We start from the raw sequence: 15,375 nt of genomic DNA, 5'->3' as shown, positions 1-15,375 counted from the left end.
CCTGTAGTTCTCGGGGTGTTGTCGACGGTCATGGATGCCTACCTTGTCGAAGTTGCGGGAGCGTCGGCATGCTCGGTGGGCGCGACGCGGAGATTGGCGAGATGCTCGGGGCTCAGCAGTCGATCCAGCTCGTCGCGGGCGAGCAGTTTCTTCTCGAGCACGAGGTCGACGACGTTGCGGCCGGTCAGAAGGGCTTCCTTCGCGATCGCCGTGGACTCGACGTAGCCGAGATACGGACTCAGCGCGGTGACGAGGCCGATGGAATTCTCGACGCGATCACGCAGCAGGTCGACATTGGCGGTGATGCCGTCCACGCACCGACTCGCGACGGTTCGGCAGGCGGCACCGAGGTGGGCCATGCCCTCGGACAACGATTTGACGATGATCGGCTCGAATGCGTTGAGCTGCAACTGACCTGCCTCGGCGGCCATCGTGATGGTGACGTCGTGACCGATGACCTCGTACGCGACCTGGTTCAGCACTTCGGGGATCACCGGGTTGACCTTGCCCGGCATGATCGACGAACCTGCTTGCATGGGAGGAAGATTAATCTCGTTCAGTCCCGCACGCGGCCCCGAGGACAGCAGGCGAAGGTCGTTGCAGATCTTCGACAGCTTCACTGCAACACGCTTGAGCACCCCCGACAAGTGGACGAACTGACCGACGTCCTGTGTCGCCTCGATCAGATCGGTCGCAGTGACGAGCGGCAGGCCGGTCTTGCGCCGTAGATGCTCGACGGCCGACGCCGTGTACCCGACGGGAGCATTGAGCCCCGTCCCGATTGCCGTTGCGCCGAGGTTGATCTCGTGCACCAGCAGCGCCGCCTCGTCGAGCCGAGAGCAGTCCTCGTCGATCATGATCGCGTACGTTCCGAACTCCTGACCGAGCGTCATCGGCACCGCGTCCTGCAGTTGCGTACGACCCATCTTCACGACGGTGGCGAACTCGGTTGCCTTGCGGCCGAACGCGTCGCGCAGGAATTTCAGGCAGTCGATCAATTCATGGATGGCGAAGATCGTGGCGATGTTGACGGCCGTCGGGTAGACGTCGTTGGTCGACTGACTGGCGTTGACATGCTCGTTCGGATGCACGTGGCTGTAGTCGCCGCGGCCGTGGCCGAGGATCTCGAGCGCACGGTTGGCGATCACCTCGTTGGCGTTCATGTTGGTCGAGGTGCCCGCGCCGCCCTGGATGACGTCGACGACGAATTGGTCGTGCCACTCCCCGTCGAGAATCTCCTGGCACGCCTGACGGATGGCCTCGCCGCGCGTGGCGTCGAGGATGCCGAGTTCTTCGTTGGCCGCCGCCGCCGCCCACTTGACGGCGGCGAGACCCCGGATGAGGTGGCCGTTCGTGGAGATGGGGCGGCCGGTGATCGGGAAGTTCTCCAGTGCACGCAGGGTGTGGATGCCCCAGTAGACGTTGCCTGGGATCTCGCGTTCGCCGAGGAGGTCCTTCTCGACACGGGTGACGACCACTGCATGCTCCTTATATATCCGGCTGTCCGGCTGTCTGACAGGTTTGAGTGTGAAGCAAGACACGTCGACCGTCAAGCCTCACTATCCGGTCATTCCGCAGGCTCCACTCCTGCCCACCCGGTCATTCCGCGGGCTCCACTCCCGCCCACCCGGTCATTCCGCAGACTCCACTCCCGCCCACCCGGTCATTCCGCAGACTCCACTCCCGCCCACCCGGTCATTCCGCAGGCTCCACTCCTGCCGCTTGACTGTCGAACCAGCGGAAGAGGACGATCCAGACATGAACCTGTCGGACAGCTGGGCGGTCAGTCAGCCGACCGCCATGAGAATGAGCGCCGCCGAAGCGGTCTTCGCCGATCTGCGCGACGCGATCGTCTCCGGTCAACTGGCAATCGGCTCGAAGCTCCCCGCGGAGGCCGCCCTTGCCACACGGCACGGAGTGTCGCGATCGGTCATCCGTGAAGCGCTGCGCTCGTGCACCGCGCTTGGTCTGACCGAAACCAAAACGGGCCGAGGAACATTCGTCGTCCGAGATCGTGTCACCGGCGACCTGGACATCGGCAACTACGACGCCCGCGAGCTCCAGGAGGCGCGCCCGCACGTCGAAATACCGTCGGCCGGGTGGGCGGCGGAACGCCGGACCGAGGAGGACCTCCAGATCCTCGAGGGCCTCACCGACGAGATGCGCCTCGAAGACGACCACCTGGCCTGGGTCGCTCTCGACGGCCAATTCCACACCGCCATCGCTCGCGCCAGCAAGAACCGCGTCTTCGAGGCGATCATCGTCGACATCCGGGGCGCGCTGACCCGCCAGTCCGAAACCCTCAACCTCGTAGCCCGACGCCAGCAGAAGTCCAACGACGAGCACGACCTCATCGTCGCGGGCATTCGTTCTGGGCAGTACCAACAGGCCGCCGACGCCATGGCCGCGCACCTCGATGCCGTCCGCGGAGCCGTCAAATCACTCAGCAGCTAGTCCCACTCAGCCTCTAGTCTCACTCAGTAGCTAGCCGCAGCCTTCAGTCCTCGGGTTCGCTGAGGCCCTCCCTCTCATCTCGTTCGGCCCACTCGAGCAGTGGGTCGAGCGAGAACACGGCGTCGTCGATGCCCGCGTGCAGATCCCCCAGCTTTTCGAATCGCTTCGGAACGGTGAAGATCGTGAACTCGTGCGGATCCACGTTCGCCACCTCGTCCCAGGAAATCGGCGTCGACACGGTTGCTTCCTGATTGCCGCGCACGGAATAGGCGCTGGCGATGGTGTGGTCTCGTGCGTTCTGGTTGTAATCGACGAACAGTTTCTTAGGGTCGCGGTCCTTGCGCCACCACGTCGTCGTCACGTCCTCGGGTGCACGACGCTCCACTTCCCGTGCGAAAGCGAGTGCGGCCCTTCGCACATCCTTGAATCCGTACGCCGGTTCGATGCGCACGTAGATGTGAAGTCCGTGTCCACCCGAGGTTTTCGGCCACCCCACTGCACCGATGTCGTCGAGGACCTCGTGCACGACTCCTGCGACGCGCCGCACCCGGTCGAACGGGCAGTCCGGCATGGGATCGAGGTCGATACGCCACTCGTCGGGACTCTCGACGTCGGCGCGCCGGGAGTTCCAGGGATGGAACTCGACGGTCGACATCTGCACCGCCCACGCGACGTGCGCAAGCTCGGTGACACACAGTTCGTCGGCGGTTCGGTTGTAGCGCGGGAACGTCACGCGGACGGTATCGAGCCACGGCGGCGCCCCGTTCGGCACGCGCTTCTGGTGCACCTTGTCGCCGGCAAGCCCCTTCGGAAAGCGGTGCATCATGCACGGCCGCTCCCGCAGCGCGCGGACGATGCCGTCGCCGACGCTCACGTAGTAGTTGACCAGATCGAGCTTCGTCGCACCACTTTCGGGGAAGTACACCCGATCGGGGTTGGAGATGCGCACCGTGCGCCCGCCCACCTCGAGTTCGATTGCCGGAGTCGCTGCACGGGCTGCCATACCGCCTGAGCGTAGCGGGAGTCTCGGAAGTAGCCACTCGTTCCGCGCACCCTCCAGCCAACGCGCACCTTGCAACCTGCGCAGCCGCTGAAACCCTCGCAGGGGAACGTCCGCACCCATTCCGCGCACCCTCCAGCCAACGCGCACCTTGCAACCTGCGCAGCCGCAGAAACCCGCGCGAGGGAACGTCCGCACCCATTCCGCGCACCCCCCAGCCAACGCACACCTTGCAACCTGCGCAGCCGCTGAAACCCGCGCGAGGGGAACGTCCGCACCCATTCCGCGCACCCCCCAGCCAACGCACACCTTGCAACCTGCACAGCCACTGAAACCCGCGCGAGGGGAACGTCCGCACCCATTCCGCGCACCCTCCAGCCAACGCACACCTTGCAACCTGCGCAACCGCTGAAACCCGCGCGGGGGAACGTCCGCACCCGTTCCGCGCACCCTCCAGCCAACGCACACCTTGCAACCTGCGCAGCCGCTGAAACCTGCGCGGGGGAACGTCCGCGTGACCGAATGAGTCATTCGATCACCACCGCGCGCGATCACCACCGCGCGCGATCACCACCGGGCGCGATCACCACCCCACACATACGATTCGAGGCACGAAAAAGCCCGACCCCACGGAAGTGGAGCCGGGCCTCTGCAGCTAGGGGAACGGACTCAGAAGTCCATGCCGCCCATGCCACCGGTCGGATCGCCAGCGGGCGCTCCGGCCTTCTCGGGCTTGTCGGCGACGACGGCCTCGGTGGTCAGGAACAGAGCCGCAATGGACGCTGCGTTCTGCAGTGCCGAGCGGGTGACCTTGACCGGGTCGTTGATGCCTGCAGCGAGCAGGTCCTCGTACTCGTTGGTCGCGGCGTTGAGGCCGTGGCCGGACGGGAGGTTGCGGACCTTCTCTGCGACGACGCCGGGCTCGAGGCCCGCGTTGAACGCGATCTGCTTGAGCGGTGCTTCGAGGGCGACGCGAACGATGTTCACGCCGGTTGCCTCGTCGCCGTCCAGCTTGAGCGAGTCGAGTGCGGGCGAAGCCTGCAGCAGCGCGACGCCACCACCGGCAACGATGCCCTCTTCGACGGCAGCCTTGGCGTTACGCACTGCATCTTCGATGCGGTGCTTGCGCTCCTTGAGCTCGACCTCGGTCGCTGCTCCGGCCTTGATGACTGCGACGCCACCGGCCAGCTTGGCCAGGCGCTCCTGCAGCTTCTCGCGGTCGTAATCGGAATCGGAGTTCTCGATCTCGGCGCGGATCTGGCTGACGCGTCCGGCGATGGCGTCGGAGTCGCCCGAGCCCTCGACGATGGTGGTCTCGTCCTTGGTGATGACGACCTTGCGTGCCTGGCCGAGCAGCTCGAGTCCGGCGGTCTCCAAGGAGAGGCCGACCTCTTCGCTGATGACCTCGCCGCCCGTGAGGATGGCGATGTCGGCGAGCTGAGCCTTGCGACGGTCACCGAATCCGGGAGCCTTGACGGCGACGGACTTGAAGGTGCCACGGATCTTGTTCACCACGAGGGTGGAGAGAGCTTCGCCCTCGACGTCCTCGGCGATGATCAGGAGCGGCTTGCCGGACTGGATGACCTTCTCCAGCAGGGGCAGCAGGTCCTTGACGGTGCTGATCTTCGAGCTGACGAGCAGGATGTACGCGTCTTCGAGGACGGCTTCCTGACGCTCTGCATCGGTGGCGAAGTACGCCGAGATGTAGCCCTTGTCGAAGCGCATGCCCTCGGTGAGCTCGAGCTGCAGGCCGAAGGTGTTGGACTCCTCGACCGTGATGACGCCTTCCTTGCCGACCTTGTCCATTGCCTCGGCGATGAGCTCGCCGATGGACGCGTCGCCTGCGGAGATGCCAGCGGTAGCAGCGATCTGCTCCTTGGTGTCGATCTCCTTGGCGGAAGCCAGCAGCGACTCGGTGACGGCTGCAACAGCCTTCTCGATGCCGCGCTTGAGGCCGAGCGGGTTTGCGCCGGCTGCGACGTTGCGCAGGCCTTCACGAACCAGTGCCTGGGCGAGAACGGTAGCGGTGGTGGTGCCGTCGCCTGCGACGTCGTCGGTCTTCTTGGCGACCTCCTTGACGAGCTCGGCACCGATCTTCTCGTAGGGATCTTCGAGCTCGATCTCCTTGGCGATGGAAACACCATCGTTGGTGATCGTGGGAGCTCCCCACTTCTTCTCGAGCACGACGTTGCGACCCTTGGGGCCCAACGTCACCTTTACTGCGTCGGCGAGGGCGTTGAGGCCTCGCTCGAGGCCACGGCGTGCCTCTTCGTCGAACGCGATGATCTTGGCCATTGCGAAGTGATCCTCCGGATTGGGGGTGACACGGTGCTGGCCGAGCTCGGTGCCCGCGACGGACGACCAGGGGTGTCGTTGATTCCCAGCCTCACCGTTTCCCGACCTGGCACTCACGTATCGCGAGTGCCAACTGCATTTCTAGCACTCGACCATGGCGAGTGCAAGGTCGAGCGCTCGTGCGGGGACGTCCGTCACGTCTTCGGCGGACGCATCAGGGGCGATCAGGTCGGTATCGAAACCTGAGGCTCGTCGTTCGCGGACGAGCGGGCAAGCGCAACCGTGGCGGCGATCATCGCGATCGTCGCGACGACGAGTACTACGCCGACGTCGCGATCCGCATCGAGATACTCCCCCAACACGAGGAATCCGAGCGCCGACGCCACGACCGGTTCCATCACCGTCGTCGCGGGAAGCGAGGCTTGCAGTGCACCTGCTTGGAAGGCCGATTGTTGCAACGAAATCGCACACACGGCGACGGCGATGAGCGCGTACAACTCGACCGACGTCAGCAGCGGAACCACCCCGCGCGAGACCAGATGAACGACGCCCTTGGTCAGCACTGCGGCCACACCGAACAGGGCGCCACCGGCCATTCCGAGCAACAGTGCTTTCCTGGTTCCGCTGCTTCGCCTCGCGGCCAGGACGCATACCGCGACGAAGGGAATGCCGATCAGGCAGATCACCGCCCAGTGCCGCGCTTCGGCCCGTTCGATTCCGGGTTTCGGATCCCCGACGACGACAAGAATCGCCACCGACGCCGTCAGCGCAGCGGCCCATATCCATTCGGCCGTCGAGATCGCACGGTGGGAGAAGCGTGCGCCGAGCGGAAGCGCGAACAACAGGGACAGAACGAGCAGCGGCTGAACCAGCAACAGCGAACCGAGCCCGAGCGCCGCGGCCTGCAGTGCGTACCCGCCGATTCCGACGACCGTTCCGATCCACCACACCGGCTGCTTCACGAGAGTGGTGATGGGACCGAGGGCCCCTATCTGTTCTTCCGGAACCTGGGCTGCGGTGCGCTGGCGGATCACCGTTCCGATCGCGATACACAGAGCGGCACCCAGCGCCAGGACCACCACGACGAAAGTTTGCGGCACGAACCAAAACTGTAATGGCCGGACACCTGCTGGGCGAGTCGTAGCTCGCGCACCGGTTCGCGTGCCCTGCGACGGTCGGTTAGGGTGTTTACCGACACTTGACCAAATTTATGGAAACGCACGAGAAACCGAGAGTGGTCGGTCCAGCACGGTAGCGACCGGCATCGGCGGCCGTCCACGATTCGTATACGAAATTTGTGAGGACGGAAGCTCTCAGTGAATCCCGACAAGAAGCCCAACCCCGTGAAAGAAGCGTGGGACGGGCTTCGCAAACCTGTCTTCATCCCCGCATCCATCGTCATCTTCGTGATGATCGCGTTCTCGGTGATCTACTCCTCGACCGCAGCCGACGCATTCACCTCGCTCAACACCGCGATCACCGATGGTGTCGGCTGGTGGTACATCCTCGCCACCACGGGATTCGTCGTGTTCGCCGTCTATTGCGGGGTCAGCCGCGTCGGCAACATCAGACTCGGCCGCGACGACGAGAAGCCCGAATTCGGCGTCCTGTCGTGGTTCGCCATGCTGTTCAGCGCCGGGATGGGCATCGGCCTCGTGTTCTACGGCGTCGCAGAACCTCTGTCGCACTATGTGATTCCACCCGAGGCGGGCGGTGTCGCCGGGTCGACGGATGCCGCGGCGAACCAGGCGATGGAACTGACGCTCTTCCACTGGGGACTGCATGCGTGGGCGATCTACGTGGTGGTCGGCCTCGGTCTCGCCTACATGACGTACCGCAAGGGTCGACCGTTGTCCGTCCGGTGGTTACTCGAACCGTTGCTCGGCCGCAAACGCATCGAAGGTGGCATCGGCCACACGATCGACGCCGTCGCCATCATCGGCACTCTGTTCGGCGTCGCGACGTCACTCGGCTTCGGCGTCCAACAGATCTCGGCCGGACTGTCCTACCTGGGTTGGGTGGAGACGAACAACTGGCTCACCGTTCTTCTGATCGCAGGGATCACCGGCCTCGCGACGTATTCCGTCGTCTCCGGCGTCTCCAAGGGCCTCAAGTGGCTCTCCAACATCAACATGGCCCTGGCTGCCGGGCTCGCGGTGTTCGTGCTCGTCGCAGGCCCGACGTTGTTCCTCATGCAGTCGTGGGTGCAGAACCTCGGCGGCTACATCCAGGCGATGCCCGAGTTGATGCTCCGCACTTCACCTTTCGCCGACGACGGTTGGGCGGGGTCGTGGACCATCTTCTACTGGGGATGGTGGATGAGTTGGGCTCCGTTCGTCGGCATGTTCATCGCTCGCATCTCTCGCGGCCGCACGATCCGCGAGTTCGTCTTCGGCGTGCTGTTGGCACCGACGATCATCGGATCGTTGTGGTTCACCATCTTCGGTGACGCAGGCATCCTTCGCCAACGCGAGCAGGGCGACCTGCTCGTCGACGGCGCCGTCGACACCAACACGAGCCTGTTCCAGCTGCTCGACGGCCTTCCGCTCGCCACGATCAGTAGTGTTCTCGCGATCTTCGTCATCGTCTTCTTCTTCGTCACGTCCTCGGACTCGGGCTCGCTCGTCATCGACATCCTCTCCACCGGCGGTGATCTGGAACCTCCGAAGATCACCCGCGTGTACTGGTCGATCCTGGAAGGCACGGCCGCAACGGTGCTGCTCCTCGTCGGCGGCACCGGTTCATTGACTGCGTTACAGACGATGTCGATCGCGACGGCTGTCCCGTTCTCGATAATCCTTGTGCTGGCGTGCATCTCGATGCTCAAAGCGTTCCGCTACGACGTCGCCACGACACCGCGATACGTCCGAGTCACGCACACCCCCACGGCCGCAGGGGAGCCGGGACAGGCCCCGAGACGCCGCCGCGGTGCGGGTATCTCGTCTACGTTCTCGGGGCTGGGCCCGTCACAGGTCGGCCTGGCGACCCCGACCGAAGGCGCCGTCGTCCTCGCTGTGCACGAGGTCGGGGCCGAGTCGATCGAGGTCGACCCGGAGACCGGCGCAGTCGAATACTCCGAAGGTGAAGGGCTTGTCGACCCGCTGGGCGGCGAAGTCTTCGACACGCAGGAGTTCGCGGATTCCCACGAGGGTCAGGCGCAGGCCAACTCGTAACACAGAAAGCTCGTAACAGACAGAAGTGAAGGGGCCCGTCTCGCGGACGGGCCCCTTTTTCGTGCCTGGTACCTCGCTTGTCGTTCCCGGCACCTCGCTTGTCGTTCCCGGCACCTGGCTGACGCCGACAGCTACTCGGCGCACTCGCTCGGCGGGAGATTGGCCTCGGCCCAGATCGTCAATTCGTTGAGTGCGGGAAGCAACGCCTGGCCCGACGCCGTGAGCCGGTACTCGACCGAAATCGGCGGGCCGTTGTCGACGTTGCGGTCGATCAACCCTGCCCGCCCCAGCTCGCTCAGACGCTCGGACAACACCGAGTCACTGATGCCGGTCACCGCGCGTCGGAGGTCGGAGAAACCAGCCGGGCCGTTCAGCAGTGTCGCGAGGATGATGCCGTTCCAGCGTTTGCCGAGAAAGCCGAACGCACGAGCGAGCGCACCGTCGCAGGCCCGCTGATCGTGTACCTCACCACTGGTCATTCCACCATCGTACCGATGGTGCTACTGTCCACCTTGCTACTTCGTTTTTACTAGCTGCTTCAGAAAAGGAGAATACAGTGACTGCTGCACTGCCCCGACTCGACGAGACCGCGCTCGCGACGCTGTTCACCGGCGCCCGCACGGCCAACTCGTTCTCGTCGACACCCGTCACCGACGCGGAGCTCGCCTCCATCTGGGATCTCGCGAAATGGCCTCCCACCGCGGCGAACACCCAGCCACTGCGCGTCGTCTTCGTGCGCACCGAGGAAGGGCGAGCTCGCCTGCTTAGCCACATGGGCGAGGGGAACGTCGCCAAGACCGAAACGGCGCCGGTGACGGCAATCCTCGCCGTCGACACCCAGTTCCAGAAACACATCCCCACGCTGCTGCCGTTCAGGCCCGAACTGAAGGACGCACTCGACGGCAATGCCGAATTGCACGACTCCATAACCTCGTTCAACGGTCCACTGCAGGCGGGCTACTTCCTGCTTGCCGCGCGCGCCGTCGGACTGGCCACCGGTCCGATGGCAGGCTTCGACAAGGACACGCTGGACGCCGACTTCTTCCCCGACGGCGCATGGAAGTCCATTCTCGTGGTCAACATCGGCCACCCTGGTGAGAATCCATGGTTCGATCGTCTTCCGCGACTGAATTCCGACAACACACTGGATTGGGCCTGAACACGATGTTCATTGCAACACTGATCGTTTCGATCTTCCTGGCAGTAGCACTGTCAGTGTCCGCGTTCGGCAAACTGTCGAAGAATCCCCAGATCGTCTCCACCATCGAGGGTGTCGGTGTTCCCACCGACAGGATTCCGTGGCTCGCGTACGCCGAGATTCTCGGTGCTGTCGGGCTCGTGGTCGGCCTGTTCGTCTGGCCCGTCGGCGTCGCCGCCGCCATCGGCGTGATCCTCTACTTCGTGGGCGCCGTCATCGCCCACCTCCGCGTCGACGACGCCAAGGGAACCGGCCCCTCCGCCTTCCTCACCCTCGTCGCGGTGGCAGCCCTGGTCCTCCGGTTGCTCAGCATCTGATCGCTCGCCGCGATCAGCTACCCGCCGAGGACACGATGACCGGGACCATCACCGCGGCCATCACCGCCGCATTGACGTCCTGAACCGCCTTGCGCACCGCCTCGCTCGCCCAGTCGCCTTCGGCGATCTCCTTGGCACGCTTCTTCGCTGCCTTCTTGTCGGCACCGGGAAGCACCTTCGGCACGGCGTCCACGGCCGAGATCAACGAGATGAGAGCCGAGATCTGCGGCGTCGGCGTCGTGCCGTCGACAACTGCGCTACCGATCCATTGACGAGCCCAGTTTCTGCGGGTCGGATCGCTGGTCGGCCAGGTGGTCGAAGGGAACAACCCGAGAACCTTGTCGCGCCTCTCGGTGACGAATCCTTGGCGAGTGAGGCGGGCGCCGATCTCCCTGTTCAGACCCTTCTGCAGTTTCTCGATGACCTTCTGCGGCTTCGGCGGATTCTTTTCCCCACCGACGAATGCGTACACCCTCGCCAGCAGCGGATCGGGCGGCGGTGGGCCTGCCACCACCACCCGTCCGTCCTTCACCTGTTCCCCTGCGGCAGTGATCCGGACGGACCCGATCATGGCCAGTTCCAGTACCAACGCCCCCGCGAGAACGCGGGGGAACTTCGTGCTGTCGACGACGGGTTTACCCGTTGCGTCGTCGAGGAGCAGCAGAAACACATCCTCCGCGATGAGAGTCATACACCGAGGGTACCCACGACGTACGGGTAGGACACCTCGATCATGTTCTCCAGCACGGCCGAATCGACGTCGGCGAGCGTGTTCACGTACAGGCAGCCCGCCCCCCTCTTGTGCTTGCCCAGCGCGTCGAGCAGCAACGTCGACTCCGGCGCGTAGGTCAGGCCGTACAACGCGAGCGAGGACTTTCTCGGCGAGAATCCGACGGCCAAGGCGTCACCCTCGCGGCCGCTGTCGTAGCGATAGTGGTACTCGCCGAACCCGACCATCGACGGACCCCACATGACGGCCGGACGGCCGGTGATCCGAGACATCATCTCGTGCAACGTGAGTCCGTCGGCACGCCGAACCGGATGCTCCACGGCCTCCAACCATCCACGGACGTCCACATCGGTCGGCCCGGTCTTGTTCTCGCTCATGTCAATTGAGATATTTCTGCCAGTTCGACGGCACCAGATCGGCCGGGCCAGGCGTCGATTGATCCAGTGGATGATGTTGCGGCGGAGCCAGTTCCGGGCCGTCGTACATCTGTTCGTCGGCGTAACTGTAGTACCACGTCTCACCGGGTTCGAAGCTCCTGATGAACTGGTGGCCGGTACTCTCGGCATGCTTACTCGCGTGTTGCGACGGCGACGAGTCGCAGCACCCGATGTGTCCGCACTGCGCGCAGCGCCTGAGGTGGAACCACCAACCCTTGCTCGTCGCACACTCCGAACATCCCGGCCCCGACGGCGCGACCTCGGTGTCGATTCCTGGAATCGGCTCGGTCATAGATCCTCCTGTGTGTCTTCGATTGCCTGGTCCGGCTCTACCGGCAGCCGGACGATGAAGCGCGTGTTTCCCGGCTCGGATTCGACGTTCAAGTCACCCTGATGCTTCCTGACGACGATCCGCCACGAAATGTCGAGACCGAGGCCTGTCCCCTCCCCCACCGGCTTGGTGGTGAAGAACGGCTCGAAGATGCGCGAGACGATCGCGTCGGGAACACCGGGGCCGGTATCGCCGATCTCGATCTGCACCTGGTCGTGGTCGAGAAGCGTACGGACCGTCAATGTTCCGACACCGCCCATGGCCTGCACCGCATTGTCGATCAGGTTGGTCCACACCTGATTCAACTCGGCGGCGTACGCGGGAATCAGCGGAACGGCTGCGTCGTAGTCCTTGACGACCTCGATGTCGTCGCCGATCTTGCGCGCCAACATCACCAACGTGCTGTCGAGAAGTTCCCTGACGTCGACGGTCTGATATGGCGCACGGTCCATCTGCGAATACTGTTTGGCCGCACCGACAAGAGTCGACACCCTGGTCGTCGAGTCCGCGATCTCGTTCATCAGCAACTCTGTCTCGACGGTGTAGTTGAGCCAGCGGATGGCGCCTTCGAGAGTGCCCGCGTCGTCGACCGTCGCGACGACCTTCTCCAGCCACGGCACGTCGAGTCCGGCCTGCACGAAGGTCGGTGCCAGATCCCACCCGCCCCCGATGTCGTGGTCGTCGAACCAGTCACCGAGCTCGTCCTCGCGGTCCGACGCCTCGAGTGGCGTCAGTTTCGGCGCTTTCGCAACGAGCTCGACAGCCTCTTCCTGTAATCCGACGAGCGAGGTGAGCGACGTGCGATCCAACGAACCGTTGGCGATCATCTTCAATTTCTGACGCATGTGCGCGACGCGATCCCGCAGAGCCGACGTCGCCCGAACCGCCGCTGCTGCAGGGTTGTTCAGCTCGTGCGTCAAACCCGCCGACAGCGATCCGAGTGCCAGCAGGCGCTCCCGCTGTTCCACGATCTGCTTGGTGCTGCGGTTGCCGAAGAACAGACCTTCCAACAGATGCAGTGCCATCGGGAACCACTCGGCGATGATGTCCGCGAAACAATCCGCGTCGAGCACGAAGAACCGCGACGTCTCGCTGACACGCATCGAACTCGGGTACACCTGCGGCACACGATCACGTAGATATGCCTGCCACGCGCCTGCGTAGACGCCGCGCTGAGACGTACGGCTGATCACGAGATCCTCGCCGCCGGAGAGTTTGGACAATACGAGAGAACCCTCGATGAGAACGTAGAAACACGTCGCGGGCTCACCTTCGGCGAAGACCGGCCCCGGCTCGAGTATTTCGACATGGCCCTCGTGGCACAGCTTCTCGAGCTGATCGTCGGTGAGCTGCTCGAACAGGAAGAGCGTCTTCAACTCCTCCGGGCTGCATCGTGTGCTCAGCGGCTCGGTCATGGGTTGGCCAGATATCTGTGCACGAGCATCACTGCCATCGCTCCCTCTCCTACCGCCGATGCGACGCGTTTCGCCGAATCGGATCGCACGTCCCCGGCCGCGAACACACCGGGCACGCTCGTCTCCAGGTGGTGCGGCAGCCTGTCGCGATCCCACCCCGAGGGCCCTTTGCCATCCACCACCAGGTCGGGGCCGGTGACGACAAATCCATGTTCGTCGCGGACGACGAAGCCGTCGAGCCAGTCGGTCCGAGGCGCCGCCCCGATGAACAGGAAGAGGTACTGCGCGGGAACCGTTTCGTCGGTGTCGGTCACTCGGTTGTGCAGCGTGATCGATTCGAGGTGATCATCGCCGTCGACCCCGACCACTTCGGTGCACGCGCGCACGGTGATCCGCGGATGCTCCTCGATCTGCTTGATCAGGTAGAACGACATCGACGCCTCCAGCGACTTCGCCCTGATCAGGATGGTCACCGACTTCGCGCCGCGCGCCAGATGCACCGCAGCCTGACCGGCCGAGTTGGCTCCGCCGACGATGTAGACGTCCTGCTCCGCGCACCGGGCGGCCTCGGTCATCGCCGAACCGTAGAACACCCCGCGTCCGGTGAAGTTCTCGATACCGGGCGTCGCCAACTGCCGATAGGCGACACCAGTCGACAAGATCACCGTCTGCGCATCGATGCTGCGGCCGTCGGCGAAGCGAACCGTGCGAGCCGAACCGTTGGCCTCGAGACCCACGACATCCTGAGTGGTCACCACTTCGGCGCCGAACTTCAACGCTTGGCGCCGCGCACGCTCGGCCAACTGCGCACCGGAGACGCCGTCGGGAAATCCGAGGTAGTTCTCGATGCGCGAGCTCTGTCCCGCCTGGCCTCCCGTCGCGGTGCGCTCGATCAGCGTGGTGCGGAGTCCTTCCGATGCGCCGTACAGCGCGGCACCGAGACCGGCAGGTCCGCCGCCGATGACGACGAGGTCGTAGAACTCGCCCGACGGAGTCGTCGTCAGACCGAGATGGTCACCGAGTTCGGAATCCGTCGGCGCGCACAACGCCTTGCCCTCGGAGGTCACGATGACCGGACACTCCGTGTCGTCGACGCCCGCCGACGTCAGCAGCCTCGCGCCCTCGGGTTCGTCGGCCATGTACCAGCGATACGGCAGCTGATTGCGAGCCAGGAATTCACGGACCTCGGACGACCGTGCCGACCAGCGATGGCCGATGACCTTGGTCTCCTCGACCGGCCGGTGATCCGAGGCCATCCAGGCTTCGAGTTGGGCGTCGAGCACGGGGTAGAGCTTTTCCTCGGGCGGATCCCATGGCTTGAGGAGGTAGTAGTCGAGATCGATGACGTTGATGGCGTCGATCGCGGCATCGGTGTCGGCGTACGCGGTGAGGAGTACGCGTCGCGCATGCGGGTACAGATCCATCGCGTGCTCGAGAAATTCCATGCCGCTCATCTGCGGCATGCGGTAATCGGCCAGCAGGATCGCGACCGGCTGCCCGCGTAGCTTGAGTTCTTTGAGCGCATCGAGTGCCTGTGCACCGGACTCGGCTCGGATGATGCGATATTTCTCGCCGTAGTGACGGCGAAGGTCGCGCGCAACGGATCGGGATACACTCGGGTCGTCGTCGACGCTGAGAATTGCAGGCTTCATGACCCTCCAGAACGGGCAGTGAGTTACCTGACGATTATGCCGTTCTTCGCGGGCCTTCGCGCGAGTCTCAGATCTGACCGCGCCTGATCATGTCGATTTCACCGGGGGTCAGCAGCCGCTCGAGTTTTTCGCTCGGCCACTTACGGGGGCTTCCGCTCATGCGCGCGGTCTCCAACAACGGGACGCCCGAGCTGGGGCGACGCAAGATCGAATGGATGTTCACGATCGATCACTCCGAACAACTGTGTTTTGGCCTGATTTCTCGTTCGTTGTATCGACCAGTGTTCGCCTCTCGTTACCGTAATGCTCGTAGGCGCGCGGGGCGTGTTTCTCGCCGCGCGGATCCGGGTAGTACTTCCGCCCACACATACCG

Annotated in this window: 15 protein-coding genes; 4 read left to right on the top strand and 11 right to left on the bottom strand. The window is 64.2% G+C overall.

From position 1 onward, the window contains the following. Positions 1-38 precede the first annotated feature (38 nt). The gene (gene aspA / locus RY1_RS13220; RefSeq protein WP_072804012.1) at positions 39-1,478 is read right to left on the bottom strand and encodes an aspartate ammonia-lyase; all 1,440 of its coding nucleotides are present in this window, start codon (positions 1,476-1,478) and stop codon (positions 39-41) included. Positions 1,479-1,758: 280 nt separating this feature from the next. Here aspA and RY1_RS13215 point away from each other — a divergent pair, with 280 nt between their 5' ends. Next, positions 1,759-2,454: a FadR/GntR family transcriptional regulator gene (locus RY1_RS13215; RefSeq protein WP_072804011.1), complete on the top strand. Its 696-nt coding sequence runs from the start codon at positions 1,759-1,761 to the stop codon at positions 2,452-2,454. A 43-nt stretch (positions 2,455-2,497) separates the two neighbouring features. On the opposite strand, the gene ligD is transcribed toward RY1_RS13215, so the two are convergent. From ligD to RY1_RS13200, 3 genes are all read right to left on the bottom strand, one after another. Beyond that, positions 2,498-3,457 (bottom strand): non-homologous end-joining DNA ligase, encoded by a 960-nt coding sequence (gene ligD, locus RY1_RS13210; RefSeq protein ID WP_072804010.1) that lies wholly within the window; start codon positions 3,455-3,457, stop codon positions 2,498-2,500. 666 nt (positions 3,458-4,123) lie between these two features. Continuing rightward, complete coding sequence (gene groL / locus RY1_RS13205) at positions 4,124-5,749, bottom strand: chaperonin GroEL (RefSeq protein WP_072804053.1); 1,626 nt, start codon at positions 5,747-5,749, stop codon at positions 4,124-4,126. 224 nt (positions 5,750-5,973) lie between these two features. Next, positions 5,974-6,849: a DMT family transporter gene (locus tag RY1_RS13200; protein WP_072804009.1), complete on the bottom strand. Its 876-nt coding sequence runs from the start codon at positions 6,847-6,849 to the stop codon at positions 5,974-5,976. A gap of 216 nt (positions 6,850-7,065) precedes the next feature. Here RY1_RS13200 and RY1_RS13195 point away from each other — a divergent pair, with 216 nt between their 5' ends. Beyond that, the gene (locus RY1_RS13195) at positions 7,066-8,922 is read left to right on the top strand and encodes a BCCT family transporter (protein WP_072804008.1); all 1,857 of its coding nucleotides are present in this window, start codon (positions 7,066-7,068) and stop codon (positions 8,920-8,922) included. A 131-nt stretch (positions 8,923-9,053) separates the two neighbouring features. On the opposite strand, the gene RY1_RS13190 is transcribed toward RY1_RS13195, so the two are convergent. Beyond that, complete coding sequence (locus tag RY1_RS13190; RefSeq protein WP_072804007.1) at positions 9,054-9,401, bottom strand: winged helix-turn-helix transcriptional regulator; 348 nt, start codon at positions 9,399-9,401, stop codon at positions 9,054-9,056. 77 nt (positions 9,402-9,478) lie between these two features. Here RY1_RS13190 and RY1_RS13185 point away from each other — a divergent pair, with 77 nt between their 5' ends. Both RY1_RS13185 and RY1_RS13180 read left to right on the top strand, forming a co-directional pair. Further along, entirely contained in the window at positions 9,479-10,081 is a 603-nt protein-coding gene (locus RY1_RS13185) for a malonic semialdehyde reductase (protein ID WP_072804006.1), read from the top strand. A gap of 5 nt (positions 10,082-10,086) precedes the next feature. Further along, a complete protein-coding gene (locus tag RY1_RS13180) occupies positions 10,087-10,437 on the top strand; it encodes a DoxX family protein (RefSeq protein ID WP_072804052.1) in 351 nt (116 codons plus the stop codon). Between the two features lie 13 nt (positions 10,438-10,450). Here RY1_RS13180 and RY1_RS13175 read toward each other — a convergent pair whose 3' ends face one another. The 6 genes from RY1_RS13175 to RY1_RS29965 all read right to left on the bottom strand — a co-directional run bounded on the left by RY1_RS13175 (position 10,451) and on the right by RY1_RS29965 (position 15,225). After that, positions 10,451-11,128: a GOLPH3/VPS74 family protein gene (locus tag RY1_RS13175; protein WP_072804005.1), complete on the bottom strand. Its 678-nt coding sequence runs from the start codon at positions 11,126-11,128 to the stop codon at positions 10,451-10,453. Next, complete coding sequence (locus RY1_RS13170) at positions 11,125-11,544, bottom strand: DUF1801 domain-containing protein (protein WP_072804004.1); 420 nt, start codon at positions 11,542-11,544, stop codon at positions 11,125-11,127. The genes RY1_RS13175 and RY1_RS13170 overlap by 4 nt, the downstream gene beginning before the upstream one ends. Before the next feature lies 1 nt (position 11,545). Continuing rightward, positions 11,546-11,896, bottom strand: a complete 351-nt coding sequence (locus RY1_RS13165) for a UBP-type zinc finger domain-containing protein (protein ID WP_072804003.1) — start codon at positions 11,894-11,896, stop codon at positions 11,546-11,548. Continuing rightward, positions 11,893-13,350 carry an ATP-binding protein gene (locus RY1_RS13160; RefSeq protein ID WP_072804002.1) on the bottom strand — a complete coding sequence of 486 codons (1,458 nt, stop codon included), beginning with the start codon at positions 13,348-13,350 and terminating at the stop codon, positions 11,893-11,895. The genes RY1_RS13165 and RY1_RS13160 overlap by 4 nt, the downstream gene beginning before the upstream one ends. Next, entirely contained in the window at positions 13,347-15,002 is a 1,656-nt protein-coding gene (locus RY1_RS13155; protein WP_072804001.1) for an NAD(P)/FAD-dependent oxidoreductase, read from the bottom strand. The genes RY1_RS13160 and RY1_RS13155 overlap by 4 nt, the downstream gene beginning before the upstream one ends. Positions 15,003-15,069: 67 nt before the next feature. Further along, positions 15,070-15,225, bottom strand: a complete 156-nt coding sequence (locus tag RY1_RS29965; RefSeq protein WP_156376391.1) for a hypothetical protein — start codon at positions 15,223-15,225, stop codon at positions 15,070-15,072. Positions 15,226-15,375: the final 150 nt, after the last annotated feature.

The sequence above is a fragment of the Rhodococcus yunnanensis NBRC 103083 genome, from assembly GCF_001895005.1.
Classification (GTDB): domain Bacteria; phylum Actinomycetota; class Actinomycetes; order Mycobacteriales; family Mycobacteriaceae; genus Rhodococcoides; species Rhodococcoides yunnanense.
The sequence above is the reverse complement of the archived record's forward strand: the minus strand, read 5'-3'. Positions and strand labels throughout refer to the sequence as shown.